Origin of the sequence: Trichocoleus sp. Lan (assembly GCF_039961855.1) — a bacterium.
Taxonomy (GTDB): Bacteria; Cyanobacteriota; Cyanobacteriia; order Cyanobacteriales; family FACHB-T130; genus FACHB-T130.
Window position 1 is genome coordinate 142,370 of the sequence record NZ_JAMPKA010000008.1, and the last position, 25,990, is coordinate 168,359.

Genomic DNA, 25,990 nt, shown 5'->3' on the forward strand with positions numbered 1-25,990 from the left:
ACGGCAATTGCTTACTGCCGTTAACCATGAAAAAATTTTCCATCAAGGTCTAATGTTTTATGGCTTCTACTCAGCAAAAATCTAAAGCCATTTTTACTTCCAAGCTTGAGCAACTGTTTGGGTTAGACCTGCGATCGCTAGCCCTGTTTCGGATTGGTTTGGCGCTGGTTGTTCTTGCCGATTTAATCATTCGGGCGGGGGATCTGACAGCACATTATACAGATGCTGGAGTGATGCCGCGATCGCTACTAACTACTATCTTAAAACCTTGGTATTGGTCAGTTCATGCGCTGGGCGGTCAAACCTGGTTTCAAGCCATTCTATTTTTGCTAGCTGGATTTGTGGCTTTAGCGCTATTGGTGGGATACCGAACCCGGTTAGCAGCGATCGCAACTTGGGCGCTGATGGTATCTCTCCACAACCGAAACCCAGCTTTGATTTTCGCGGCGGATGATGTAATTCGCGCGCTGCTTTTCTGGGCAATGTTTTTGCCCTTGGGCGCTTATTACTCGATTGACAGTGCCCTAAATACATCTACCCAAAAATTACCCAAGCGCATCCTCTCCGGTGCCACCCTAGCACTTACGCTACAGCAATGCTTTATCTACATCTTTTCGGCGGCTTTTAAAGCGAAGAGTCCACTTTGGTGGCCTGATGGCAGTGCGGTTTACTATGCTTTGAGTTTCGACCAATACGCAACACCCTTTGGTCAATTCCTACTTAGTCTGCCTTCTGCACTTTTAGTCTTGCTCACCTTTAGCGCCCTGTGGTTGGAAACTCTTGGTCCCCTGTTACTCTTCGTTCCCGTCCGTACCAGCTTTTTCCGCTGCTGTGCAATTATCTCGTTTATCCTCTTACATATCGGTTTCGGATTGTCGTTTGTGCTGGGGATTTTCCCGTTTCTCAGTACAGCTAGCTGGCTAGCTTTCATCCCGACGGAAGTTTGGGACTCGGTATCTAAGCGGCTGTATACTCCAGAACGAGCTGGACTCCAGATTTACTACGATGCCGACTGTGGCTTCTGCAAGAAGGTTGTCCACCTGATTCGCACTTTCCTGATATTGCCTGCACAGACGCCACTGCTCTTAGCTCAGGACGATCCCTCGATTTTTGCAGATATGCAAGCGAAAAATTCTTGGGTAGTGGTGGATTGGCAAGGAAACAGGCATTTTAAGTGGGAAGCGATCGCTTACGTTTGTAGTTTATCCCCAATATTTAAGCCACTGGTTCCCCTTCTCAAATGGGGACCCGTAATGTCTGTAGGAACAAAATTTTACGAGACAATTGCATCTAACCGCAAGGCTGCTGGTAACTTTACCAAACCTTTCAAGTTCCGTCCTCTTGAAGTACGTTCTTCGCGACCGATCAATATAGTGACGTTACTCTTGCTAGCTTATGTCACTATCTGGAACTTCAGAAGTTTTTCTCCTGAAAAATTCAATCGAAAAGCCTTAAATTCGATTGACTGGATTAGCCGAATTTTGAGGGTAGATCAATCTTGGAGTATTTTTGCCCCCGCTCCCCCCAGAGATGATGGTTGGCACGTAATCCCTGGCAAGCTGAAAGATGGAACTGAAGTTAATGTTTTGAGAGATGGGGAGCCTGTAAGTTGGGAAAAGCCGAGTCGGAAGAGCCGAAACGCCCTCTATCAAAATATGCAATGGCGCACCTATTTCATAAACCTCAATCGCACCATCGGCAAAAAGCTTTATCCCTACTATGGACAATACCTCTGCCGCGACTGGAACGCTCGGCACCAAGGTTCAAAACAACTAGATAACTTTGAAATTGACTTTATGAACGAGAGAACCGTGCCACCCGGTCAACCTCAGAATGTCGAGAAGAAGCCCGCTTGGCAGCAATCCTGCTCACAGAATCCCGAACAATATCAGTGAGGCTCGTCAAAGAAAAAGTTTGCTGTGACAAGTTTAAAACACTTATCATTCAAACTTTCTCTAGTCGATTGGCCGGATAAAACTTAGTATTTAAAGTTTGCGTTTTTTCAGTCGCATTGGCTTTGTCTTTTTTCGTTCTAACTTGACATCTGGCGCTATTTTTACACATTTAAAATGCTTAAATTAAACTTTTGGAAGCCTGATAGCAAGAATAAGCAAAAAGTTAAAGCTTATTTAAGTATATTTATTTTTTTCTGGATACTCTTTATCTTGAGTAATTGCGGATTTGATTATGCCGAAGGCTCCTTCCACTATAAACTTGCAGAACATATTGTTACCACTGGGCAACTAGGTTTTGATACTCCACAAGAGGGAATTTTTTCAATAGCACCCAATGGGAGAACCTATGCTTCCCAAGAAATTGGAAATACAATATTTTTTCTACCTACCGCCTTTATTAATGTAATTTTAGAAAGGATTTTAGCTCCTTTCACTACGGTAAAAGTTATATCTATAACGAAGGAATTTATACGTTCATTTCAGCCTGGGTTTTATTCTGCACTCACAGTCACTGCTTTTTTCGGTATCTTGCGGTTTCAGTTTGGTCAAGCTATCTTACCCAGCTTTATCGCAACCTTATGCCTAGCCGTCAGCACTTATTTTTGGACTTATACCAGAGAATCCTTTGATGGAGTTCTCTGTTCTACATTATTGACTACATCTTTTCTGCTGTTATTAAATTTTAGAAACAACAAAAAAAATCAGTATTTAATACTAGCTTTTATTTGTTTGGGTTTTTCTTTAATTACTAGAATTTCCATGATTTTAGCTATAGTAGCTTCACTTGGTTATCTAGTACTTATTAGCAGACTATCTTTGATCAGCCGAGCAAAGAATGTTGCCACTGCATTACTGATAATCTTCCCTTTTTTAGTATGGCAATCATGGTACAACCATCTAAGAACTGGATTTTTCTACCTTTCCCCGGTTCAAACAGACGCCAAATATTTGGGTAACAATGCGTTGGATGGAAATATCTTTATAGGATTGACAGGTCTTTTGCTGAGTCCTGGAAAAAGCATATTTATATATGCCCCTTTATTAATCCTATCTGTTGTTCTATTTAGAAAATTCTTTAAGGAGCATAAAAAAGAAGCTTTGTATATATTGGTACTGACAATAGCTTGGTTTCTACTGCATGCAAGATTAAGGAGTTGGTATGGTGGCGGAGGATGGGGACCCCGTTATCTAGTGACCATCCTGCCCATTCTCTTTTTGCCCTTTGCAACCAATCTGGAATATGTTTTACAAAGAACCTCGTTGAAGCTCTCAGCAATTTTTCTAGCTGGTTTTGGTTTCATTCTCTCATTTTCATCAATTCTTTCACATTGGTACTGGAGACTAGAATTCGCTAGAAAAGATGAAGTAGCCTATGTCTGGAAGTTCTCAAATAGCCAGTCATTGGATATGTTGAAGAGTGCAGCGAGAAATCTTCTCAATTCCTTTAAAATTGCTACTCATTCTCCAGGAATTCAAAACCAAAATTTATGGTATTTAAATTCAGGCATAGAAGCTTACGGTAGTCATACTGTAAATCTCTGGCCTAACTCTCTTGTGTTTATCGGTGTTCCTTGGTATTTAGTAGCGACTTCAGTTGCCTTTTTATTGTTGATGATGTACTTATCTATTTGGAACATTTTTAATCTGGAAGATACTAGCAAAATGGCAGATTAAATTAATTTTAGTGACAAAAAGAAAGAATAACTTTTTTAAGGAATAGGGTTAAACCAGTGTTCAATCTTAAGAAGAATCCAGCCAACATTACTGCATATACTTTAATCGTATTATCCTTAGTTTTTGGATTTTTTATACGCCTATTCAGTGTTCTCAGATATACCACTTTTTTTTATTACGATCAGGCCAGAGATGCTGAAATCTACATGAAGATGTGGCAGGGAAATTGGCCTATATTAGGTCCTTCTGCCTCTGTCGGAGGATATCATCTACCGCCCCTTTATTATTATCTAGTTTTTCCTTTTGCTATATTTGGCTCAGATCCAGTTTTTACAGCTGTACCTAATGCTTTATTCTCTTTTTTATCTATTCCGCTTTTAATTTATTTAGTTTATGAACTCTTAGAAAATGTTGAATTTTCAAAACGCCTTCTTCTGGCAGGCTTAGCGGGTTTCTGGTACAGTCTAATCTTCGGAGAAATTTTTATAAGTACGTTCCAGTGGAACCCCAGCCCTATTATATTTTTTCTGCTTTGTTTTACTTTACTCTATAAATACCAGTTGGAAGCTAGATTTTATCTAGTTCCTCAATGCTTCTCCTGGATACTTTATGGGATTGTTTTAGCCATATTAATTAGCTTGCATTCCACAACTCTTTTTGTAATGCCAGTAGTTTTTATTGCAAGCTCTATTTTATTCATCTCAAAAAACCGCAGAACTCCTATTAGGTTTTTACTGCCTATCTTGTCCGTTTTAGCAGCATTTGTAGCTTTGTTTCCTTATTGGAAAGGAGAACTTAGTCGCGGTTGGTTGAATACCAAACAAATTATCGCTACTTTAACCAGCTCTAATCAAGAAGCTAATTCTAATATCTTAAGTAAGATTGGTAGGCTGGTATTTAATTATGTTGAATTAGGACAACAAGCCTATTTTACTGGAGAAGGTTGGTTTTATATTTTAACTTCTATTATTTTCTTAACAGTGGTTTTAACGGTAGCAATAGCCAAGTTTAAAGGGAACAAAACTATTTTTGCTTTTTTAGCATTTACTTGGTCTATTTATCTATATGCTGCTTCAAATTATCAAGGAATTTATTACATTCATTACAAACTTTTAATTTTAATCTCTCCAATAGTTTTGGCTGTCTTGAGTTTAGCTTACTTAGATTTATCTAAGAAAGCAGATAAATCTTTAAGTGCTTTTTTAATTGCAGGTATAGCTCTATCAATCTTGATTAATGCGAGTTATGACTATCAGTATTTAACCAGCAAATATAGCCAAAATAGACTGGTATCTACTTCTGACATTACTCAAATTTTAAGTCAATTACCTGCAAACTCAACAATCTGTACATTTGATCCGAAACCTGTCGGTTGGATGTCAATGTACCAGCCCTATAAATATATCGATCAATATATCACTAAAAAGAATTTCAATATTGTTAAAACTTTTTGTCAAGCAGGGAACTACCTAATTTATCCAAAGTCCTATATGGTACAACGTACTGATAACCTTTTTCCAGTTTTTAATGTTTATAGAAATCCAGATTTAACACAAGCTCATAGTACAGTTTTAGAGACTCAAGTTGCTGAGGTTCATCTTCTCCAGTAAAAGAGACCTTATTTTTGGGTAGGTTAAATATTTAGGGACTGAAATGGACGGACTAACCTCATGATGAAAATACAGGAAGCGAGCCACAGGTTTTATTCAAAAGAGGTACGATTTTTTATCGCAATTTTATTAATCATAGGTCTTTTCTTTCGATTCGCTAACCTTGAAAAAAAAGTTTATTGGGGCGATGAAAGTAGCACTTCACGTCGGATTTCAGGTTATACCTTAGAAGAAGTTAAGCAGGAAGCTTCTAGCACTGGTGCAATCGCTGTAAAGGATTTGCAGAAATATCAGCGCCCTAATACTGAAAAAGATTTAACTGATATGATTAATTCTTTAGCAGCAACTGCTGAACATCCACCACTCTATTTTTTGTTAGCTCGGTTTTGGGCACAGTTGTGGGGAAACTCGGTGGCAGTGATGAGAAGTCTACCTGCTTTGATTAGTCTGCTTGCGTTTCCTTGTATTTATTGGCTATGTCTAGAATTATTTGAATTGCCTCTGGTGGGATGGATGGCAACCGGGCTAGTAGCTATTTCACCATTTCATATCTTATACGCTCAGGAAGCTCGGCAGTATAGCCTGTGGACTGTAGCAATTTTAATATCTAGTGCATCGCTTTTGAGAGCAATGCGAGTAAAAACAAAATCCGCCTGGGGTATGTATGCAGCAACCTTAATTTTAGGCCTTTATTCTCATTTATTTTTCCTGTTGACTGCAATTAGTCATGGAGTCTATGTATTTTCGCTAGAAAAGTTTCGAGCAAGTAAAACATTTATCTCCTATCTACTGGCATCTTTAACAGCTATCTTACTTTTTATACCTTGGCTTCTGATTGCTCTTGCTAATTTGTCAACAGTCGATGAAGCAACCGAGTGGATGCGATCGACTTTTCCGATACAATCTTTAGTAAGAACGTGGATTTTAAATCTTAGTCGTATTTTTGTGGATTTTAATTACAGTTTTAAATATAGAAATTTTGGATTATATATTGCAATTTTTCTCTCGTTGATTTTAGTAATTTATGCAATTTACTTTCTTTGCCGCCGGACTGAAAAGCACGTTTGGTTGTTTATCTTGACGATGCTTGGAGTTACTGCAATCGCATTGACACTACCAGATTTAATCTCTGGAGGAAGACGCTCTGCTGTTGCTCGTTATCTTATCCCTTGTTACTTAGCAATAGAAATCGCAATTGCCTACCTACTTGCTGCTAAAATATCCTCATTTTCTGCTAAAAACTGGCAGCGGTGGCTATGGCAAATTGCTACAGTCGTCATCATTTCGGGAGGAGTTTTATCCAGCGCAGTCAGTTCTCAAGCACAAGAATGGTGGAATAAATATAACAGTTGTCACTATAAAGAAATCGCTCAGATTGTTAACCAGGCTAATTATCCACTTTATATCTGGTACAACTTACCTCCTTTTTCCTTGACTTACCTACTCGATCCCAAAGTTAAACTTCAGTCAGTTTCTAATCAACCTGTTCTTAAACCAGGTGAAGAGATTGACAGCAAGTTACCTATAAATTCTATTGCTAATGATTTCAGTGATGTATTTGTGGATTCTAAAAAGGCTTTGAAGGCTGTTCTCGATCGAGAACCAAGCTACCAGATAAAGAAAGTATATGAGTGGGAACAGCAGATAGATCCTGTTTACATTACGAAGACTACTCTCTGGCATTTAGCAAAACAGTAATGATTAGAAAAGTTGATTTTTTAAAATTGTCTGTTTAGCAAATTACAGCGCGATCACTCACCATACCAAAATTGCCGCTAACCTAGCATCGTTGTCTCGTGCAATTGCCTTGCCCTGGGTGGGAATCTGCCTGAGCTACCCTAGAGTTGTAGGCTTCGGCTTCTTACCCAAAGAAGCGGAAATTTTTCCAACCTTTACCTTGTCTTGCTCTAAAAGTATTTTGATTTGCCAAAACCGCAGCTGCCGCAAGCAGGGTGCAGCTAAAGTTTTGGCAGCTTTCCAGGCGTCTGAAGTTCCCGACGTCACTGTAACAGGTAGCCAATGCTTAGGACAATGTGGCAACGGTCCTATGGTATTGGTGATGCCAGAAGAGGTTTGGTACAACCACGTCCATCCCGATGAAGTGCCAACAGTGATAGAACGACATTTGCGGGGCGGAAAACCTGTTGCAGCAATGCTTTATGGCAAATTTCACCAGCGTTCGTAGCGTATTGCCCCTAAACGTAGTCGTGTGTCACGAATGGCACCGCGACGAGTTCACCCTCGCTTTCCCCTACTTGTACTTTCAGCCCTTCACCACCGGCTTTGGTGCGGACGTAGCCGAGTCCAAAGGAACCTTGGTCGGTTTCGGTATAGCTGGTAAGTTTGCCGACTTTTTCCTCTCCAACGCTAATTACACTTCCTGGTTGGGCGGGTGTGTTGAGTCGGACGCCCCAAAGGTGTTGTTTGACCCCTTTATAAGTGTTTAAACGGGCAATTGTCTCCTGTCCGATGTAGCAGCCTTTTTCAAAGGAGATGGTTTGCCACAACCCTGCCTCTAGAGGATTGTAATCTTCAGTGAGTTCAAGGTCAGGTGCGGGGCGTCCTTGTTCAATTCGCAGATGTTCCCAGACGCGATCGCTCATCGGCACTGCCCCAGCTTGCGCTAAAGTATTCCACAGCGTTTCCTTATCAGCAGCAGAGAGAATCAGCGTGTATCCCGGCGTTGCCAAACCGCTGCCCACAGCTACCCGCACCTCGATATCCCCCACTGTCAATTGCTGATGAGAACCATCAGGTTGACCAATCATGGCACCCGCACCCAACTGTTCTAAGAGGGCATCACTCCCTGGCCCAATCAAGCTGAAGCTTGCAGTATTATCAGTTACATCGGTTAACTGCACCTTGTCGGCGAAAAAAATGTATTGGTCTAGCCATTTGAGCAGCTTCTCGCGCCGATTGGGTGAAACCAGCAGCAGGACTGCATCTTCCATCACATAGGCGGTGGTTAAGTCAATCGTTCGCGCTGTTGATGTGACAAAAACCGTATCGCAGCCTTGTCCTGGCTTGAGTCGCTGGAAATCGTTTGTACTCTGGTTGTGCAAAAATCGGATGCGATCGCCTTCGGAAACTTGAATCCGTCCCCAATGAGAGCGATCGCATACAGCAACCCCCTCCCGCGCCGCTTGGATAGCTGCTGCACTCTTGTCGTCAAAATTGCCGTCAATTGCAGATGTAGGCATGGTGATTGTTGCTAATCGTTTCAATTTTTACCTAGCATTTCTGCTAGTTTCTCTGACTTGAAAATTTTATCAAAAAAGACTAATCAGCTTCAATCTGGTATTCAATATAAAGCTAAAATACCGTGCGAATTGCTCTGAGTAAGACATCAGGCAATAGTTACTGCTGAAATTGGGATAATAACCAAGCACCAACTAAGCTTTGGTTTTCTTGACGACTGCGCTGTAAAGCTTCCACTAGCATTGAAATTGCTAATCCCGGCAACACCTGAGACTCAGTAATTCTTTGACTTCCCCCAGCAGAGGTGATGACAAAAGCAATAATGCTGATATTCGCAACATCTACCACCCAATATTCTGCCACTCCTAAATCTTCGTATAGCAGCCGTTTTTGCCCAATATCATCAGATAGTGAAGTATTAGCAATTTCAATTACTAAATCTGGTGCTGGATATTGGTTTAAGTCAATGATTGACGTTCCCCAAGGGATTACATCAGCATTTTCACCAATATAATAAGACACATCTGGTTGACTTTCTTGAACGCCTATTTTTCTGTATGTACAGTTATCCCGTCCATGTATAGGAATACCTTTGAGGGTAGCAAACAGGTTAACGGCAAAGATAATAATAGTGTGATCGCTGGCGTGGTCAGAGCCGATAGGTGACATTTCTATCCTCAATTGTCCATTGTGGTAATAGCCTTTCGCTTGTTCTAGTTGCGGATCTTCAATCGCCTGGATATATTCATCCCAAGTCGCTACAACCCAAGTTTCTGTCGGTATTTTTGTTTGTAGTTTACTCATAGTTAAGGCGTTTAGGGCGCGATCGCTTCTTTAAATGTAGTGTAGTTTCTGGAATAGCATGCAATTGTCTATTACCAGAATTAATGGCTGAATTTGACACAGATTATTGGCTTTCTATCAAAATCTTCCCAAAGTGATCAATAAACTCTCGTAAAACTTCCCTTGAGCTGATACATACTTGCCAAGTATTGGGGAAAAGGTTATCTTCATTAAGTACTAGATAAGTGTCTCTGCTACTTAAGGTTTCAGGGTTAAATTTTTCTAAAGGAATTTGAGGAATAACTAATTCCGAATTATCATCATCCACTACTAGTTTATCCAGATAAAAAATGCCCATAGTTTTTCCTTCTACTTTTAAAAGATTCCAATAGTAATAGTCAAGTGACTGTAAAAAAATAGCTTTTTTACTAGGTAATATCCAAAACCTTCCTTTTGTGAAAGGACATATTTCCCCTGCTAAATCAAAATATTCCCGATACTGGAATATAAGTGAGTATCGATCTAAAATTTCTTTAGCAATAGAAATAAATAGCTTTTCTTTTTGCTGTACTAAAATAAGTTGATAGGGTTTAGCTCCTTTACCAGGATTCTTGAGCTGATACCCTCTATGTTGAGCGAATTCACTCACTTCAAACGTTTCATCAAAACCAAGTTGTGTCAGCATAGTGAGAGCCAAAGCCCTTAAATTCTCTCCGGCTTCACTATCTTTCGTGCTTGATGATGAAACTGGCTGAGATAGACCATTTAAATTTGCCTTTTTCTCTTCATCGCTAACCTCATTTGTGGCAGCAGGAGAACAATCATGAACCCACTCAGGCTTGTACTTGGCGAATAGAGCAACTAAGTCGCCGCGTTTCGACCGTCGATCGCCTTCAAATTCACTTTTGATGCCGAAGGCGGCATAAAGTTTTTCGATGTGCTTGCGTATAGTTCCTTGATGAATGTCCAGAGACTTAGCAACTTCAGCATCTGTACGCCTAGTCAAGACCATTCGCAACACCTCAACTGTACGAGGTTTCCGCAATTCTAGCTTTTCCAGTTCTTCGTTGAAGTGTTGACGATTCATATCTTTTCAAATATCGCAGTTATTCCATTATCTGCGTACTTTGCGTACTCTGCGTACTGAAATTAGGCTATATAGATGCCCATTGTCGTATGTATCTGCGTACTTTGCGTACTCTGCGTACTGAAATTAGGCTAATAGATGCCCATTGTCGTGTGTATCTGCGTTCTGAGCATGATATTCACAGAAGCATTTGAGTAAAGCAATGAAAATTCTAGAAAGTCAGCCTAGATTCCACCAGTTAGAAATACCAGGCATGGAAGAACTTCTTGGCAATCTGGAAATGCAGCCAGAAACTACAAAGACGAACCCAAAACCTATCTCCGAAATTTCGGCTAATAACACAGAAATTTATACCCCATTCCATCAGTTGGAAGTACCGGGGATGGAAGAATGTCTCTGAAAGCTGAAAACACAATCAGAGACTACTGACTTGAGCGAATACGGTGACGCGATCGCAATTAGCATCGATAATCTGGCTGACGAGACTGCCGCTTGAAAAAAAAGCGATCGCGTCCTCTCCTCATCTTTTAACTTGCGGACTTTTTAACTAGCTGGTAAGTCCGCAAATACTTTCTCTACTAGCTGTCGCGCTTTAGCGTCCAAGAGGTTCCAGTCTACATCGCCAGTATCCTCTTCAATTAAGCTAGTATCAATCTCGACTTGCTGATTCTCTGGGTGAGCGATCGCTTGCGTGTAATTGCGAAAACAGACTTGATAACAAAGTTCCCACAAATCAACAGTAACTTGCTGGTCTTGATGCTTCAAACAAAGTAGATAACCAGGATAGGGATTAGGCATTGCTACCAATGCTTGTTCTATCTCCGCAGCTTCCTCTGGAGAAGCAGATGCAAGCTTTTCTCTTAATAACGTAAAAGTGTTTTTAGTTTCCTCCGGCGTCCCTTCAGGCCAAATCAATACATCTTGGTAAGTTCCCTTCCAGTTTGATTGGTCTAGCTGTTTGCGAATCTGGTCGATGATTCGGATGAAAGCTGGTTGCATGAGCAATTCAGCTTGCTCCCAACTCGTAATATTTGTGAACTTTGGCATCATTTTTATCTTATAAAATTGAAAAAAATGTGATAGAAAAAACTTAAGGTTGAGGTGAAGATGGTGACGAGACTGGAGTTTCTCGCTGTACAGTTTCGACTTGACTAACTTGAAAAATCAAGGTAAAACGTTGACCCATCTTTTTGGCAACAAATTCTTCCAACAATCGCACTTGTTTAGGAGTTAAAACTTGCTCAGCGCGAACAGTAAGATAAACTTTAGGGGGGTTTGTTAACCAGTTGGACTCAGTTTTAACCAGTTCTACTCGCTGAAAAGTAATCGTATTCTTCAGTAGCGCCTGCTTCAAACTCGCTTCTAGTCGGGCTTGCCGGAGTAATTCTACAAAACTGATCCCTAAAGGAATCAAAAGAATCGCCGTTAAAGCAAGCGTCCAACTTAGGGCTTTCCTTGCTTTCGCTAGAGGGGTGTAGCCTGACAATAAAAAAGTCAGCATACAGGCAAGGGTAATCCCCAGCAAGTTCGTCATGTACAGCAGCGCTGCACCCAGACTCAGCGACCAATTCGCTTGGGCAAGCCCCAAACCAATGACACAAACGGGAGGCATCAGCGCCACAGCGATCGCTGTCCCCGCCAAAGTCCCAGAAATTTTGGGCTGCACTTTCGCAAAGCCACTAATGCCTCCAGCGACTACAGCAATTCCCAAATCGAGTAGAGTCGGTCTAGAGCGAGACAGTACTTCGCTGCCAAATTCTGGGAGTCCGACAAAGGAACCCAGAAGCATCGCTAAAACAATCGCCAGACACGTCCCCACGACGACTGCAACCAACCCTTTGCGAAACAGAATCACGTCGCCTTCTAAAGCGGCAAAGGCTAATCCGCGAATGGGGAACATCAACGGGGCAACGATCATCGCACCAATAATGACAGCCGCACTGTTAGTCAACAATCCCAAAGTAGCGATCGCGCAGGAACCAATAATCAACACGATGTAGTTCAAATCCATCGTAGATTCTTCCAACAGCCCCTCTCGCTGCACGCCTAACTCCTGCTGTGCCTTTCGTCGCCATCGCCGATATTTCGACCACTTCCAATGAATATTTTTTAGCAAATGAAAATAATACCCTAAAATTCTATCTGAAGCCTGATAAAAGCTCCGCTTGATGCTCAATATTCACAATGATCGCAATCCCTCCGCCAAATTTAGCTACTTCTCTGGATGGAAATCAGCAGTGAATTATCGGTGTTTACAGGCACGCTTCCCGAACGCTTCACACTCCAATCTGAAAAAATAGTGAAATCTTTGACAAACTCTGCGGATTCGTTGGGTTTATCCGAGTGGTATTAATATTGAGCGTACATTCTTTTTTCGGCAGGTCGCACCATGATCGGGCGTTTATTAGACCAGCGTTACCAAGTTGTCCAAGCCTTAGGTGCCGGTGGATTCGGAAAAACCTACATCGCCAAAGACACCCGCCGTCCTGGTGCCCCAACTTGTGTTGTCAAGCACCTCAAGCCTGCTAGTAGCGACCCTCATTTTTTGGAAACGGCTAGACGGTTATTCACTAGCGAAGCCGAAACTCTAGAACAACTGGGAAATCACGACCAAATTCCTAGATTATTAGCCAACTTTGAAGAAAACCAAGAATTTTACTTAGTCCAAGAGTTCATCGATGGGCATCCCCTTAGCGCCGAACTCTCACCCAGTTATCGTTGGGAAGAAGGTCAAGTCATCCAGATGCTGCAACAAGTCTTGAGCGTTTTGGAATTTGTCCACTACAACGGCGTCATCCACCGCGACATCAAACCCGATAACATAATCCGACGCAACTCAGATAACAAGCTAGTTTTAGTTGACTTTGGCGCAGTCAAGCTACTGCGGACTCAAACCCTCATCAATCAAGCACAAGCCAGTGCCACCGTTGCCATTGGCACTCCCGGCTATATGCCAACCGAACAAGCGCAAGGCAGACCCCGCCCCAATAGCGATATTTATGCTTTAGGCATGATTGGCATCCAGGCACTGACGGGATTGATGCCGCTACAATTGCACGAAGATCCCCAGACAGGCGAGATTCTCTGGCAGCATCTAGTGGCGGTCAGTCCAGGGTTAGCAGGTTTTTTAACAAAAATGACCCGCTACCACTTCAAAGACCGCTATCAGTCAGCGACGGAAGCACTACAGGAATTGCAACAGCTAATCTATGGCAGTGGACAGCCAGGAGTAGGAGTTGGATATCCACCCATTGAGTACGCGCCCTCTCCCCCAGCGCCGCCAACTCCACCGTCTGAACAGAAAACCCTTCCAGTCGTTCCGCCCCAACCCACGCCACAACCTACTCGACAACCAATTAGTCAAGAGTACAATCCGCCTGTTGTTGCTCCCTCGTCTAATAAATTTCCCCTCGTGATGGGGGTCGGTGTAACTGCTTTGGTGTTTTTGCTAGGAGGATTTTTCTTATTTGATCAACTGCAATCTAGTAATGATAGAAAGTCTAATAGTAATAACAATGAAGTGGTAGAAAAACCACAAGACACTTGCAAAGTTTCAGAGGGTCCCTTAAATGTACGTTCTAGACCTAACGCTACGGTAGTAGGCAGCGTCAAACAAGGGACAATTTTATCTGTTACCGGGACTGAAAAAAATGGGTGGGTGCCGATTAGTTCGCCCGTAAAGGGATGGGTCTTTAGCAAATTTATCGATTGTGGCTCATCTGCCTCAGCAACTCCCAAGCCTTCTCGCACAACAACTCCCAAACCTTCTCCAGAAACGCCGAAACCTGTCGTCGATCGAGGACGGGAGATTATTGCACAGGCAACAGAAAAATTTCAGGCAGGAGATTTAGGCGGTGCGATCGCTCTAGTAAAATCGATTCCCGCTAACAGTTCTGCTTACGGACAAGCGCGGGAGGCGCTGCAAGAGTGGTCTCTCAACTGGTCAGTTGCAGAAGGGATATATCGGGATGCCCAAAGAGCTTTAGAGCAAGGTCGGTGGCAAGACGTCATTGCTGCTGCAAACGACCCTGGACTTCCCCAAATCCGGTATTGGCAAGATCGGTTACGCCAATTAGCGGCACAAGCCGAGCAAAAACAGAACGAACAAACACCGTCTCCCAGCCCCAGCGAAAGCCCCACCGAGAGTCCTAGTCCCACTGAAAGCCCTAGCCCGATTCAGAGTCCGAGTGAAAGCCCTCGCCCCACGGAGAGTCCGGCAACTGAGCCTTCCTTGTGACGACACTCAGATAAGTGCTAAGCGATCGCTTTCCGCTCAAAGCGGGCACATTTCTCTACTTGCTCTCATCGGGAGGTGGAGGGAAAGGCACCAGCGCCGCTTGGAAGAAATAAACGCGACCGCAATATTGCGACCTATTAGAACAGATCGTTTCTATCGCCACATTATTGACATTAGTAACATCAAATGACAAGGAATCTTTCTGCCCAGGAGCAATCGTGCGAGAATGCTTACGCTGTCCATCTAAATAAATATTGACCGTGGTGGGAGGACTACCGCTGTCGTTATCCCGCATTCCATATTCCAAATTCAGAGTTTGGAAGTAAGTGTCATAACCCTCCGGCATGATTCTACAGGTCATCGACACAAAAGCATTGCCTGGGGCCAGACTGAGACGGCTGGTGTAGACGGCTCTACCCACAGCAACATCTGACTTATAAGGACGCCAACGACCAGGGCCAGTACTCACACATTTAGTCTCTGGGAGAGAGACCGTACGCCGTGCCTGTACAGCTTGATTGCCCAGAGTCGCCAAGACAAAGGACAGCAGCCCGCCAACAAGAAGTTGACTGATCAACTTGGTTTTTTGCATGGAGAGATCGCCAAGTTAAAAGGTAACAATCTTTACTAATGATACCGAATCCCCAGCCCCTGAATTGGCACCGACTCCAATAATAATCAGAATGCGAGCGCTTGGGTTAGAGAAAGCCCGATCGCAATGGGCTGACTGACAAATCAGATCGGACTGAAGGCAAAATCCCGGACTTCTTAGAAGTCCGGGATCTAAACCGCTGGCATCTCACCACTCAAATAAGACTGCAATATAAAATGCCTGCAACTATCCAAACCCCAAGAGACAGTTCTAGTGGGTGCTAAATATCCTAGCGGCAGCGGCAACACCGGCACCGGGAGTAAAGCCTTCGTATCCGACTTCTCGCAGTGTCGCTTCCAGAGCGGCAACGGCAGCGAGGATATCGCGATCGCTCACAAAACCCAAGTGACCAATCCGGAAGATTTTTCCTTTGAGATGGTCTTGTCCGCCAGCCAGGACAATGTCGAACCGCTTTTTCATCACGCTACGGATTTGCTCGGAATCCACCCCAGTCGGTGCCACAGCGGTAATCGCCGGACTGCCTGCACCTTCAGGCGCAAACAGCGGCAACGAGAGCGCATTCATCGCCTCGCGGGTCGCCGTCATCAGCCGTTGGTGACGGGCAAAAATCGACTCCAAACCCTCAGCTTTCATCATTTTCAGGGCAACGTGCAGCCCCACAAATAAGTTCACCGGAGGGGTAAAGGGAGTCGTGTTTTTGGCGGCATCTTTGCGGTACTTGCCCAAATCCAAGTAGTAGCGGGGCAACTTAGCCGTTTTGTAAGCTTCCCAAGCTTTCGGGCTGACAGAGACAAACGCGAGTCCTGGGGGAATCATGTAACCTTTTTGGGAGCCAGACCCCACCACATCAATGCCCCATTCATCAATCGGCAGATTCACCGCTCCCAAGCTGGTAACAGCGTCAACGATCATTAAAGCTTCACCGTGGGCTTTAACATGACGATTGATCGTTTCCAGGTCGTTGAGAACGCCAGTGGATGTCTCGCTATGGGTGACAATCACCGCTTTGATTTGTTTATCTGTATCGGCTTCGAGTTTTTCCCGGAATTGTTCTGGGTCGAGGGCTTGACCCCACTCAGCTTTTACCGTATCAACATTCAGACCGAAAGCTTGGCTAAGTTCCGCCCAGCGATCGCCAAATTTGCCATTGCAGCCAACCAAAACGCGATCGCCTGGACTCAGGAAGTTAATGATGCCAGCTTCCATCGCCCCCGTGCCACTGGCAGTTAACATCAGCACGTCATTCTCGGTTTGGTGCAACCATTTCAGGTTTTGCGTCACCTCAGCCATCAGTTTGCTAAATTCACTGCTGCGGTGCCCAAATGGATGCTTGGCTAAGGCGAGTAATACCTGTTCCGGCACTGGTGTTGGGCCGGGAATCATCAACATTAACTTATCGTCCATCGATCTGTCCTTAAACTTGAAGAGCGCATACTCCAGAATCGCATATCTTTTCCAATCCATTCACCAATTAGCAATCAGCTTTTTAGCTTTTCGGAGTAATTGAGTAATCGATAGTCAGTAGTGGGTAATCGGTTTACAGTCTCTTTACGAGCTAGTACTGACAAGTAAGGAGTTAATAACTACTAAAACATTGACAAAAAGCCAAATCTTTACTCTAATTTCTCCGGTGGGATTTTTCTTAAAAAAGCGGGAAGGTCTACCTGTAAATGTTTGTTGGGGTGAGGAGATGATAAAGGAGTTCGGTTGATTGGCTGAGGAATCTCAGCCACAGTTGGGGGTTCTATTGCCATCAGCAGTTCTTCCAGATCCTCAGGGCTATCTGCTAGCACTCGTTGCAAGAAATCCTTTAGTTTTTGAGCGCTACGAAGGCTAGCATTGCAACGGTCTTTCCAGTACTGGATGGCGGCTTCGTACTCATTTGCTTGCTGGGCTTGCATGAGAATTTGCTCTTGCAGGGTCGCGGTGTGAGTTTCTAATTCGGTTGTCTGGGCTTGATAGCGATCGCGCGACTCTGCCAAGTCGTGGCAAGCTTGTTGCAATCGAGCCTGAATTTTGGCTTGCTTGTCTAGCTGGTTTTCTAGGTCTTCAATCTGGCGGTGAAGAGCTTTAATGGCTGCATCCTGTTCACCAACCAAGTCTTCAGTCTCGGAAAGGTTTGCCAACAGTTGTTGCTGTTCTTCCAATGTTTCGTTGGCTTCTTGGAGTTGATCTTCTAGCTGATTGATAACTGTAGCGCGATCGCTACATCGACTATAAAGCGCCTGCATTTGCTGCTCTTGCTCTAGCGCCTGCACCTCCAAACGCCTTATTACAGTTCGAGCTTCCAGAATTTGAAATTCTAGCTCCTGCACTCGTTGTTGCTGTGCTTCTAAGGCTGTTTGTCGGTTCGCTAGCTCTTGTTCCAGCAGCGTTTGACTGTTTTGGCTAGTCTGACGGCTCTGAGCTAGCTGCCTTCGCAAACGTCCTACTTCTCCTTGCTGCGCCTCAGCTAAAGTTTCAATCGTCGCTAACAATTCTTGAACCGTTTCGTCTTTGAGAACCGCTTGCGATTGATGATTCTCTAGCGCTTGCTGCTGCTCGAACAGCTGTTGCTTGAATTGATCGAGCGCCCGCTGTTGAAGATTCGCGGCTTCCTCTGTCGATGCTAGCTGAGTTTCTAAAAGATGTTGCTCGCTTAGTTGGAGTCTCAACTCACTGACACAAGCCTGGGATTCCTCCAACGCCTGCTCTAACTGATGAATGCGAGCTAACTGCTGCTGTTCTTGCGAAGGCGATCGCGCCAATTCCAGCGGTTCTGGAGGCTCCAGTTCACAGCATTGCCCTTGTGAGTCTTCTAACGAGGGTAATTCGCTGGGATGAGGCTGTGGAGTAGCAAGAGCATCCTTTGCCTCTGCGTCTGCTGAAGCTTCCTTTGAATTTAACCAAAAACGATCGGCTGAATCTGGTTCAGTCACTCCGAACCTCCCAGAAGTCAATAACGGTCTTGGAGCATCCAACAGCCATCTCGCATTTCCGAGTGATGAGTTAGCAGTTAGCAGTTCTCGGAGCGTTTATCACTGTTTATCACTTAAGTAAGTAGAAAGCATTGACCCTAATTTTAGGGCTTTCCGGCGATTTTTCTGTATTGAGGACGAAGCATCAGTGCCAGCATCTAGGCACAGAATTCAGGTATTTAACAATTCTGGCTTCGCCCCACACCCTTTCTAATCTCAATACCTTTTATACCTTGGGTTCTCGGTGTCCGGTGACAATATCTGGCGAAGGTGGTTGATCGAAGGCAATGTTATTCAGAGACCAACGGTAATCAATTGGTAAATTTGCTCGTTCGCAAGTTTGTTCGAGTTGCTTCTGTTGAGCCATTGCTTTGCGGAGAGTACCGATCAGCTGGTGAACTTGCTCCCGCACTGCCGGTTTTTGACTAACGGCGAACGAGGTGTGGCGTTCCAACACTTGCAGGAGTAATTCGTAGTGGATACGAGAGGGAAGAGGAATTGGCTCCATGAAACCTAATTTACCTATAGGGGTCAAGATATTGGGCAAGGATGAAGGCGGAAGGGGGAATGAAAAAGTTCTTTATTCAATCTTTCATCCTTCCTCCTCCCTCCTTTATCCTGCAAAAGGGTTTTCATTCTAGGAAAACAGCTTGGCGATGCCAACAGCAGGGTCGGACTGTTTCACCAAGGACTCACCAATCAGCACCGCATCAGCACCCGCTTGCACAACCAAGCGAAGGTCAGATGGCGTGTGCAGACCCGATTCGCTAACGACAGCGATCGCCCGATCGCGCAACTCGCTACCTCGCGCCGCTAAAATCTGGCAGGTTGTTTGTAAGTCTACGGAAAAATCTTCCAGATTGCGATTATTTATACCAACTAGCGTAACGCCTTCTAAGGAGAATACTCGGTCTAATTCTGCTAGAGTATGCACTTCAATCAGCGGTGTCATCCCCAAAGCATTGGTAATTTTGACAAAGTATTGGAGGTCTTGATCGCTCAGAATTGCTGCAATCAAGAGAACGGCATCGGCTCCGTGGCGTCGGGCGAGATAAATTTGGTAAGGATAGATTAGGAAATCCTTACATAAAACGGGCAAGTCTACGGCAGCGCGAACAGCCGTCAGATTTTCAAAACTCCCTTGAAAAAATTTTCGATCGGTCAAGACTGATAAACAGCTGGCTCCTCCTTGCTGGTAAGCAGTCGCGATCGCCACTGGGTCGAAATCTTCCCGAATCACACCTTTACTGGGAGAAGCCTTTTTGACTTCTGCAATCAAGGCAGGTTTTGTCTTCCCTTGCCGCAAAGCACCGATAAAATCACGAGGTGCAGGTGCAGACTGCACTTGACGCCGCAACTCCACTAAGGGCACGCGTTCTCGCATCTGGTCAACTTCCGTTTCTTTTTGCCAGACAATTTCCTCCAGAATGTGGCGGGGTTTGGCATCAGGTACGGCAACCTGATAGCGTAAAGTGCTGATGGCAATCGATGGGTTTGGGGGACGGCGGCGAATTTGCATATTTCCTAGTTTGGCACAATTATTCATGGGGAATGGGGGCTTAGTAGGGGTCATTTGTCAACGGTGATTCGTCATTCGTCACCAGCAATCGACGAATGACAAATCACGAATGACTCTTCTCCCTAATGAGAACCTACAGCCCGTTTGTAAGCTTCATCCAATACTTCTGAGAGGGTAGGATGTGCGTGGACAAAATATGCCAGAGTCTGGACAGAATTGCGTTGAGCGATCGCGTTGGCGGCTTCGTGAATCAAATCCGCTGCGTGCATTCCGATGATGTGGACGCCCAGCACTTCGCCTGTATCTTTGCGGTAAATTACTTTTGCCATCCCATCCGCTTCCCCTTCTGCGATCGCTTTCGAGTTTCCTTTGAAATAACTCTTCGCCACTGCAACTTCAAATCCCTCCTCTTTCCCCATTTCTTTCGCTGCCAGTTCCGTCTTGCCGACAAAGCTAATTTCTGGGTGAGTAAAGGCGGCGGCGGGGATGCTGTGATAATCGATCAAACGGTGACGCCCGCAGATATTCTCTACCGCCACAACGCCTTGAGCCGACGCCGCATGAGCCAGCTGCATCTTGCCCGTCGCATCTCCAATTGCCCACAGGTGGGGCACGGGTTCGCCACTTGACAAGACTGCCATCCGGTCATCGACGGGGATAAAGCCTCTATTTGTCTCAACGCCGATAGCATCCAGCCCCAAGTCCTTAGTATCCGGAATGCGACCTGTAGCAACCAAGCAAGCGTCTACTTCTAGCACGTCCACAACTTCTTTCGTTTTGGCGTCGGCTAGCTCAATGACCACGGGAGAACCCGGTTTAACACTCTTCGCCAACGTGCCTACTTTCGTTTCAATGTCACGCGGCTTAATCAGCACTCTTTCGGCAATCGTGGCAATGTCCCGGTCAAACCCAGGCATCAGCTGGGGTAACGCTTCAATCATGGTGACTTCAGCGCCTAATGCGGTGTAAACATCTGAAAATTCTAGACCAATGTAACCGCTGCCAATAATCGCAATCCAGGAAGGTAGCGACTCCAATCTCACGCCGTCATCGCTGGTAAAAACAGTTTTGCCATCAATTTCAATTCCTGGTGGAACCCAAGGAATTGACCCAGAGGCAATGATAATGTCTTTTGCCGTAACGGTTTTTTCACCCGATCCCGTGCTGATAGTGACTTTTTGCGGTCCCGCAATTTTCCCCCGACCTTGGAGAATTTCAACGTCCAGCCGTTTCAAACTGTTTGTCAAATCGCCGCGAAGCTTGGAGACAAGGTTGTTCGCATGGTCTGCGATCGCTTGTCGGTCAAACTCAACGCCTGCAACTTGAATCCCCAGCGATTTCAAATGGTGGGCATTGCGTAACTCTCGCACTCGACCGGATGCTGCCAACAAAGCTTTAGAAGGAATGCAGCCCCGATTCACGCAGGTGCCGCCCATATCGGCTGCTTCCACAATGGCGGTTTTGAGACCGCAGGAAACGGCGTGTAGGGCAGCGCCATGTCCGCCGACACCGGCTCCAATAATCACTAAATCGTAATCAAATCCTTGAGTCACGTTACTCTCCCCTAGACGACGATGCCCTCCTCATTTTCAGCTTGACCAACGGTGAGCGCAAGTCCCCAATCGGTTGTGGAGTGAAAGAGTGCAAGTTATTCTCCTTACAATTTTCTCTAAAAAAATTACGAATGAGTCATCCCTTCAGCCGCGTGTTATATCTTAGAAACTAAAAGAAATCCAGCGATCGCTCAATTCGAGCGATCGCTGTCAATTACTAGGGTGCCCTGCCATCAAAAGCAGTGTTTGTGGAACCAGCGTAATGAATCAGAGTGACCAAGACCATCGTCGCGCCGCCGATCAAGCGTTTAGCGAATCGCTTGAGCAATTGCAGGATTTATTGGAATTGCCGGACAATCAGACGGCTCGATCCCAGTCAGAGTCGGACAGCGGTAATCATCAAAAAGAATTGACTGAAGCAGATGAGCTGGAACAAGCCGCTGCTGACATTGAGGAATATATGCAGAAAAAGACTAAATCATCGGGGAACGGATAGCAAGTAATTGGTTGGGAAAAGCGAAAAAAACACTAACCATTGTTGACCCATAACTACTGATTAGCGGCTACTTCCTAACTTCTGCCATTCTGACGCTTTACTTCGTACAACATCAAAGCAGCTGCTACAGCCACGTTTAGCGACTCGACTCCTGGACTCAGGGGGATGGTCACTTGCACCTGTGCCAGTGAAACTAACTCTGAAGACAATCCAGCACCTTCATTGCCCATCAAAATCAGAGTGGGACGACGTAAGTCTACCTCCCAGTAGGTTAAAGTCGCACTAGGCACAGTTGCCACGACTTGCATTCCTCGTTCCCGACACTGAGAGATATCTGCGATCAAATCAGAACTGCTCCGCATCGGTAGCCGAAACCATTGTCCAGCAGAGGCTCGCAGCACCTTTGGATTGTCCAGATCCACACTATCTTCACTGACACACAACCAATCCGCACCCGCAGCGGCGGCAGTACGAATCATCGTGCCGAGGTTGCCTGGATCTTGCACGGTTTCCAAAATTAGCCCCAAACCCGTAACTGGCAATGGGGACACCTGGCGGCTCATCCGGGGTGCCGTAGCGATGACACCATCGGGTTGAATCGTGGTAGCGATCGCTTTCAGAACTTCCTCGCTCACCACTTCAGCCCTTTGACATCGATTACAAGCTTGCTCCCACAATTGCTGGTGACGCTCCTGCCATTGAGGCGTACAACAGACCGTTTCTAACGGATAATCAACCGCACAAGCTTCCTCTAGCAAATGCGTCCCTTCCAACAAAAATATTTGCTGCTCCCGCCGTTCCTTGGAGCGATGTAACTTGCGAATTTGCTTGACCAGAGGATTCTGGAGACTCGTCAACATCAACAAGAATTAGGACTGAGGACTGAGGACTGTAGGACTGAGAAAGTGTCAAAAGGCAAGAAAGAACTTTTTCCCAATCTGGCAAAGGATTGAGTTCTGAGTGTTACTAAGTGACGAAATTCTTTATTAGCGTCTGACTACCCTATCTCGATCGCCACTTTTTTCTACTCAGTCCTCAGTCCTGATACCTCAGTCCTAAAAATGCGGAACCCGGGACTTGAACCCGGAAGTCCTTGCGAACACTAGAACCTGAATCTAGCGCGTCTGCCAATTCCGCCAGTTCCGCTGACGTCTGGATTTATACCACCGATTTACTATCTTGCAACAAACCCTAGAATTTGTCAATACCTTTTATCCGGAAAAGTGAACCGATACAAGGTACAATGCTTCATCGACTGACAATGAAGCGGGATTGCTAATCTAGACATTTAAAATCTTTCCTGTAGAATCAAAACCAAATTTAAAAAAAAGCCACCCTATTCCGTGAAATTTGGAGGACAGACCTATTAACCCCCCTCTCAGCCTGACCGATACTTACTCTCTGCCCGAAGAAGACAAGTCCGTTTTGCACATTTGGGGTAGAGCTTCCTTGCAAGGGCACGTCAAGATTAGCGGCGCAAAGAACGCGGCACTAGCGATCATGGCAGGAGCCTTGCTGTGTCCTGAAGATTGCCGAATCCGTAACGTTCCCTCGCTTGTCGATGTCAAGCGCATGGGTCAAATTCTGTCGTCCCTAGACCTGAAGCTGGAATGGAATGGCGACATTCTCGACATCAACGCTAGCCACATTGGGCAATCAAAAGCTCCCTACGAGTTAGTTTCTCAGCTACGAGCTAGTTTCTTCATCGTTGGACCGATGCTGGCGCGACTGGGTGTAGCAAAAGTGCCACTACCTGGCGGTTGTGCTATCGGTGCCAGACCCGTCGATCTTCACGTCCGAGGTTTGCGGGACATGGGGGCAGATGTCCAAATCGATCATGGGATGGTCAATGCCCATGTAACTGGCAGCAATCGAAGATTAAAGGGAGCCAAAATTTATCTGGACTATCCCAGTGTTGGTGCGACAGAGACACTGATGATGGCGGCAACCCTAGCAGAGGGAGAAACAATCCTAGAAAACGCCGCCCAAGAACCAGAAGTCGTGGATCTCGCTAATTTCTGCATTGCAATGGGAGCCAAGATTCGCGGTGCAGGTACCAATACAATTGTGATTTCTGGTGTTCCCAGCTTACATTCTGTAGATTACAGCATCATTCCCGACCGGATTGAGGCGGGGACATTGCTCGTTGCAGGAGCAATTACCCATTCAGAACTAAGTCTGTCCCCAATTATTCCAGACCATCTCACGGCTGTGATTGCCAAGCTGCGGGAAATTGGAGCGACGGTACTCGAAGAAGCGCCCGACTGCCTGCGGATTATCGGAGGACAAACACACACGGCAACAGATATTGAAACATTGCCATATCCTGGATTCCCCACGGATATGCAGGCACAATTTATGGCATTGCTGACCCTCAGTGAAGGGGACAGCGTGATTAGCGAAACGGTTTTTGAAAACCGATTGCGTCATGTGGCAGAGTTGAATCGCATGGGTGCAGATATTCGCGTGAAAGGCAATCATGCAATTGTGCGGGGTGTGCCAATGTTATCGGGGGCACCTGTCCTAGCTACTGATTTGCGTGCTTCGGCGGCGTTGGTTTTGGCATCGCTGGCGGCAGAAGGAAAAACAATCATTCGAGGATTGCAGCATCTAGATCGGGGTTACGAAAAGCTGGAGGATAAACTACGGCAGCTGGGAGCTAAACTACAGCGGGTGCAGGATGATGACAGTTTGCCAGTTGAAAATTTGAAGGTTGAAGGTGACAGCCTGCCGGTTGAAGGTTTAAAGGTTGAAAGTTGAAGGCAGAATAATCGGTAATAGGTAGAGTGATGAGTGATGAGGTATTCATTCAAAACTCATAACTCAACACTCATAACAATTACCTTTTACCGAATTGTCTATTCCTTCACAATTTCTGTCAGCGCTGGTTTTAGGGTTGAATACTGATATTCAAATCTTTGGGACAAGGTGCGTTTTGGAAGAACTTGTTGCCCTTCCAAAACGACTTGGGCACCATCTCCTAAGAGACCTTCTAAAACAAAGCTGGGAACTGGTAGCCAGGAGGGTCGATTTAAAACTTCTCCCAAAGTTTGGGCCAATTCGTTCATCCGGACTGGATTCGGAGCTGTACCGTTTAGGACACCTTCAATTTCTGGGTGGCTGAGTGCAAATAGAATTAGATTCACTAAATCGTCTCGGTGAATCCAGGAGAACCACTGACGCCCTGAACCAATGGGGCCACCAGCAAACATTTTAAAGGGGGGAAGCATTTTAGCAAGTGCTCCTCCCATTCCTAAGACAATTCCAGTTCGCACAATTACCAGTCGCGTGCCGCTGTCTTTGACTTTTTGGGCTTCTGTTTCCCATTCTTTACAGACAGTGCTGAGAAAATCATTACCGGCTGAGCTAGTTTCATCAAAGGCAGCCGTCTCGCTGGTGCCGTAGTAGCCAATTGCAGAAGAATTAACTAAGACAGCAGGCTTGGGATTCGCTTGATTAATTGCTTCTACAATTTTTTGCGTCCCTAGCTTTCGGCTATTTAGGATCGTCTGCTTTTGTTCTGGAGTCCAGCGTTTTTCCGCAATCGGTTCTCCTGATAGATTCACCACAGCATCGCACCCAGCAATGGACTGTTGCCAGGAGCCTGATTCAGTGGGTGTATATGCAATGATTTCGAGATTGGGATAGGTGTTGGCAGGAAAGACTTGCTTCGCTTTCGCAGGGTTACGACTGAAAACCAAGATTTGATTTCCTTGAGCGTGTAGTCGTTCTACCAGACGAGAGCCGACAAATCCAGTTGCTCCTGTAATGGCTACTTTCATGCTTCTCTGGTTGCCTCGCTATCGGGGGTTTTTTTCGTGTCGCTGTAAGCCATACCATTGACCTCAGCATAGCGATTCATAAACCGCATAAATCTCTCCCAGTGGTCTTCTCGCTGAATTTCAAATTCGCAGTCCAACCGCTGAAAATCATCCCCTTCTGGCCCGCTGAAAACAAATTTTACAGAAGAAGGCTCAACGCTTATTTCACCTTCTTCATCCGTTAATCGCAGCCCATTAGAAAACTTATTTTTAAAGCTGTTGAATTTTTCTATGGCTTTCAGCTCGTTAAATGTCATCAATACCGTGCGGACTCCAGAACTGCGATTCCGCCGTAAGCTGACGTTACCGATTTCTTCAGGAATCCCTTCAAAAAATTGAATTAAGGGTGTATTAGAAGTCATGCACAAAATTAATGAAACTCATAAAGTAGTATACAAAAGTCAAATGCCCTCCGAGCGCTGACTCGGTGAGCTAGAGAGTTTAGAGGCGATCGCCTAAAATATTTTTGACAAGTTGTCGGTAAATG

At 45.1% G+C, this 25,990-nt stretch carries 23 protein-coding genes and 1 tRNA gene; 9 read left to right on the plus strand and 15 right to left on the minus strand.

Going from position 1 to position 25,990, the window contains the following annotated elements:
• Positions 1–59 precede the first annotated feature (59 nt).
• From NDA03_RS09510 to NDA03_RS09530, 5 genes are all read left to right on the plus strand, one after another.
• Positions 60–1,895 carry a DCC1-like thiol-disulfide oxidoreductase family protein gene (locus NDA03_RS09510; protein WP_190415499.1) on the plus strand — a complete coding sequence of 612 codons (1,836 nt, stop codon included), beginning with the start codon at positions 60–62 and terminating at the stop codon, positions 1,893–1,895.
• A gap of 174 nt (positions 1,896–2,069) precedes the next feature.
• Positions 2,070–3,629 (plus strand): glycosyltransferase family 39 protein, encoded by a 1,560-nt coding sequence (locus NDA03_RS09515; RefSeq protein WP_190415501.1) that lies wholly within the window; start codon positions 2,070–2,072, stop codon positions 3,627–3,629.
• A 56-nt stretch (positions 3,630–3,685) separates the two neighbouring features.
• Positions 3,686–5,239, plus strand: coding sequence for a hypothetical protein (locus NDA03_RS09520; RefSeq protein ID WP_190415503.1), 1,554 nt, complete (start codon positions 3,686–3,688; stop codon positions 5,237–5,239).
• Between the two features lie 60 nt (positions 5,240–5,299).
• On the plus strand, positions 5,300–6,937 hold the full coding sequence (locus NDA03_RS09525; RefSeq protein ID WP_348237902.1) for a glycosyltransferase family 39 protein: 1,638 nt from the start codon (positions 5,300–5,302) through the stop codon (positions 6,935–6,937).
• A 199-nt stretch (positions 6,938–7,136) separates the two neighbouring features.
• The gene (locus NDA03_RS09530) at positions 7,137–7,424 is read left to right on the plus strand and encodes a (2Fe-2S) ferredoxin domain-containing protein (protein WP_190674673.1); all 288 of its coding nucleotides are present in this window, start codon (positions 7,137–7,139) and stop codon (positions 7,422–7,424) included.
• A gap of 10 nt (positions 7,425–7,434) precedes the next feature.
• On the opposite strand, the gene NDA03_RS09535 is transcribed toward NDA03_RS09530, so the two are convergent.
• From NDA03_RS09535 to NDA03_RS09545, 3 genes are all read right to left on the minus strand, one after another.
• Positions 7,435–8,439 carry a folate-binding protein YgfZ gene (locus tag NDA03_RS09535; RefSeq protein WP_190525726.1) on the minus strand — a complete coding sequence of 335 codons (1,005 nt, stop codon included), beginning with the start codon at positions 8,437–8,439 and terminating at the stop codon, positions 7,435–7,437.
• Positions 8,440–8,596: 157 nt separating this feature from the next.
• Positions 8,597–9,241 carry a Uma2 family endonuclease gene (locus NDA03_RS09540; protein ID WP_190532363.1) on the minus strand — a complete coding sequence of 215 codons (645 nt, stop codon included), beginning with the start codon at positions 9,239–9,241 and terminating at the stop codon, positions 8,597–8,599.
• Between the two features lie 103 nt (positions 9,242–9,344).
• Positions 9,345–10,307 (minus strand): hypothetical protein, encoded by a 963-nt coding sequence (locus tag NDA03_RS09545; protein WP_190532367.1) that lies wholly within the window; start codon positions 10,305–10,307, stop codon positions 9,345–9,347.
• Positions 10,308–10,509: 202 nt separating this feature from the next.
• On the opposite strand from NDA03_RS09545, the gene NDA03_RS09550 reads away from it, so the two are divergent.
• Positions 10,510–10,707: a hypothetical protein gene (locus tag NDA03_RS09550; protein ID WP_348237903.1), complete on the plus strand. Its 198-nt coding sequence runs from the start codon at positions 10,510–10,512 to the stop codon at positions 10,705–10,707.
• Between the two features lie 143 nt (positions 10,708–10,850).
• On the opposite strand, the gene NDA03_RS09555 is transcribed toward NDA03_RS09550, so the two are convergent.
• A complete protein-coding gene (locus tag NDA03_RS09555; protein WP_348237904.1) occupies positions 10,851–11,357 on the minus strand; it encodes a hypothetical protein in 507 nt (168 codons plus the stop codon).
• 40 nt (positions 11,358–11,397) lie between these two features.
• Positions 11,398–12,423, minus strand: coding sequence for a DUF389 domain-containing protein (locus NDA03_RS09560; protein WP_242033852.1), 1,026 nt, complete (start codon positions 12,421–12,423; stop codon positions 11,398–11,400).
• A 273-nt stretch (positions 12,424–12,696) separates the two neighbouring features.
• On the opposite strand from NDA03_RS09560, the gene NDA03_RS09565 reads away from it, so the two are divergent.
• Entirely contained in the window at positions 12,697–14,544 is a 1,848-nt protein-coding gene (locus NDA03_RS09565; protein ID WP_348237905.1) for a protein kinase, read from the plus strand.
• Positions 14,545–14,599: 55 nt separating this feature from the next.
• Here the strand turns inward: NDA03_RS09565 and NDA03_RS09570 are convergent, their stop codons facing one another.
• The 6 genes from NDA03_RS09570 to lpdA all read right to left on the minus strand — a co-directional run bounded on the left by NDA03_RS09570 (position 14,600) and on the right by lpdA (position 21,186).
• Positions 14,600–15,136 carry a hypothetical protein gene (locus NDA03_RS09570; RefSeq protein ID WP_190440924.1) on the minus strand — a complete coding sequence of 179 codons (537 nt, stop codon included), beginning with the start codon at positions 15,134–15,136 and terminating at the stop codon, positions 14,600–14,602.
• A 270-nt stretch (positions 15,137–15,406) separates the two neighbouring features.
• Positions 15,407–16,561, minus strand: coding sequence for an alanine--glyoxylate aminotransferase family protein (locus tag NDA03_RS09575; protein WP_348237906.1), 1,155 nt, complete (start codon positions 16,559–16,561; stop codon positions 15,407–15,409).
• 209 nt (positions 16,562–16,770) lie between these two features.
• A complete protein-coding gene (locus tag NDA03_RS09580) occupies positions 16,771–18,075 on the minus strand; it encodes a hypothetical protein (protein WP_190415521.1) in 1,305 nt (434 codons plus the stop codon).
• Positions 18,076–18,340: 265 nt separating this feature from the next.
• Positions 18,341–18,622, minus strand: a complete 282-nt coding sequence (locus tag NDA03_RS09585) for a DUF5340 domain-containing protein (RefSeq protein WP_190415523.1) — start codon at positions 18,620–18,622, stop codon at positions 18,341–18,343.
• A gap of 129 nt (positions 18,623–18,751) precedes the next feature.
• Positions 18,752–19,633 carry an indole-3-glycerol phosphate synthase TrpC gene (trpC, locus tag NDA03_RS09590; RefSeq protein WP_348237929.1) on the minus strand — a complete coding sequence of 294 codons (882 nt, stop codon included), beginning with the start codon at positions 19,631–19,633 and terminating at the stop codon, positions 18,752–18,754.
• Positions 19,634–19,755: 122 nt separating this feature from the next.
• Complete coding sequence (gene lpdA, locus NDA03_RS09595) at positions 19,756–21,186, minus strand: dihydrolipoyl dehydrogenase (RefSeq protein ID WP_190415525.1); 1,431 nt, start codon at positions 21,184–21,186, stop codon at positions 19,756–19,758.
• Positions 21,187–21,448: 262 nt separating this feature from the next.
• Here lpdA and NDA03_RS09600 point away from each other — a divergent pair, with 262 nt between their 5' ends.
• The gene (locus NDA03_RS09600; protein WP_190415527.1) at positions 21,449–21,682 is read left to right on the plus strand and encodes a hypothetical protein; all 234 of its coding nucleotides are present in this window, start codon (positions 21,449–21,451) and stop codon (positions 21,680–21,682) included.
• Positions 21,683–21,756: 74 nt separating this feature from the next.
• On the opposite strand, the gene NDA03_RS09605 is transcribed toward NDA03_RS09600, so the two are convergent.
• Together NDA03_RS09605 and NDA03_RS09610 are read right to left on the minus strand one after the other, a co-directional pair.
• A complete protein-coding gene (locus NDA03_RS09605) occupies positions 21,757–22,542 on the minus strand; it encodes an RNA methyltransferase (protein WP_190415529.1) in 786 nt (261 codons plus the stop codon).
• Between the two features lie 202 nt (positions 22,543–22,744).
• A tRNA-Leu gene (locus NDA03_RS09610) sits at positions 22,745–22,828 on the minus strand.
• Between the two features lie 204 nt (positions 22,829–23,032).
• Between NDA03_RS09610 and murA the strand changes: the two genes are divergently transcribed.
• Positions 23,033–24,442: a UDP-N-acetylglucosamine 1-carboxyvinyltransferase gene (gene murA / locus NDA03_RS09615; protein ID WP_190415530.1), complete on the plus strand. Its 1,410-nt coding sequence runs from the start codon at positions 23,033–23,035 to the stop codon at positions 24,440–24,442.
• 98 nt (positions 24,443–24,540) lie between these two features.
• On the opposite strand, the gene NDA03_RS09620 is transcribed toward murA, so the two are convergent.
• Together NDA03_RS09620 and psb28 are read right to left on the minus strand one after the other, a co-directional pair.
• Positions 24,541–25,464, minus strand: a complete 924-nt coding sequence (locus NDA03_RS09620) for a TIGR01777 family oxidoreductase (protein WP_190415532.1) — start codon at positions 25,462–25,464, stop codon at positions 24,541–24,543.
• The gene (gene psb28 / locus NDA03_RS09625) at positions 25,461–25,865 is read right to left on the minus strand and encodes a photosystem II reaction center protein Psb28 (RefSeq protein ID WP_190415533.1); all 405 of its coding nucleotides are present in this window, start codon (positions 25,863–25,865) and stop codon (positions 25,461–25,463) included. Before psb28 ends, NDA03_RS09620 begins: the two co-directional genes overlap by 4 nt.
• Positions 25,866–25,990 lie beyond the last annotated feature (125 nt).

What these genes read in the sequence shown, in the direction of transcription:
- NDA03_RS09510 (WP_190415499.1), top strand. Translation starts at nt 60, where the DNA reads ATGGCTTCTACTCAGCAAAAATCTAAAGCCATTTTTACTTCCAAGCTT.
- NDA03_RS09515 (WP_190415501.1), top strand. Translation starts at nt 2,070, where the DNA reads ATGCTTAAATTAAACTTTTGGAAGCCTGATAGCAAGAATAAGCAAAAA.
- NDA03_RS09525 (WP_348237902.1), top strand. Translation starts at nt 5,300, where the DNA reads ATGATGAAAATACAGGAAGCGAGCCACAGGTTTTATTCAAAAGAGGTA.
- NDA03_RS09535 (WP_190525726.1), bottom strand. Translation starts at nt 8,439, where the DNA reads ATGCCTACATCTGCAATTGACGGCAATTTTGACGACAAGAGTGCAGCA.
- NDA03_RS09540 (WP_190532363.1), bottom strand. Translation starts at nt 9,241, where the DNA reads ATGAGTAAACTACAAACAAAAATACCGACAGAAACTTGGGTTGTAGCG.
- NDA03_RS09545 (WP_190532367.1), bottom strand. Translation starts at nt 10,307, where the DNA reads ATGAATCGTCAACACTTCAACGAAGAACTGGAAAAGCTAGAATTGCGG.
- NDA03_RS09550 (WP_348237903.1), top strand. Translation starts at nt 10,510, where the DNA reads ATGAAAATTCTAGAAAGTCAGCCTAGATTCCACCAGTTAGAAATACCA.
- NDA03_RS09555 (WP_348237904.1), bottom strand. Translation starts at nt 11,357, where the DNA reads ATGATGCCAAAGTTCACAAATATTACGAGTTGGGAGCAAGCTGAATTG.
- NDA03_RS09565 (WP_348237905.1), top strand. Translation starts at nt 12,697, where the DNA reads ATGATCGGGCGTTTATTAGACCAGCGTTACCAAGTTGTCCAAGCCTTA.
- NDA03_RS09570 (WP_190440924.1), bottom strand. Translation starts at nt 15,136, where the DNA reads ATGCAAAAAACCAAGTTGATCAGTCAACTTCTTGTTGGCGGGCTGCTG.
- NDA03_RS09575 (WP_348237906.1), bottom strand. Translation starts at nt 16,561, where the DNA reads ATGGACGATAAGTTAATGTTGATGATTCCCGGCCCAACACCAGTGCCG.
- NDA03_RS09585 (WP_190415523.1), bottom strand. Translation starts at nt 18,622, where the DNA reads ATGGAGCCAATTCCTCTTCCCTCTCGTATCCACTACGAATTACTCCTG.
- trpC (WP_348237929.1), bottom strand. Translation starts at nt 19,633, where the DNA reads ATGCAAATTCGCCGCCGTCCCCCAAACCCATCGATTGCCATCAGCACT.
- NDA03_RS09600 (WP_190415527.1), top strand. Translation starts at nt 21,449, where the DNA reads ATGAATCAGAGTGACCAAGACCATCGTCGCGCCGCCGATCAAGCGTTT.
- NDA03_RS09605 (WP_190415529.1), bottom strand. Translation starts at nt 22,542, where the DNA reads ATGTTGACGAGTCTCCAGAATCCTCTGGTCAAGCAAATTCGCAAGTTA.
- NDA03_RS09620 (WP_190415532.1), bottom strand. Translation starts at nt 25,464, where the DNA reads ATGAAAGTAGCCATTACAGGAGCAACTGGATTTGTCGGCTCTCGTCTG.
- psb28 (WP_190415533.1), bottom strand. Translation starts at nt 25,865, where the DNA reads ATGACTTCTAATACACCCTTAATTCAATTTTTTGAAGGGATTCCTGAA.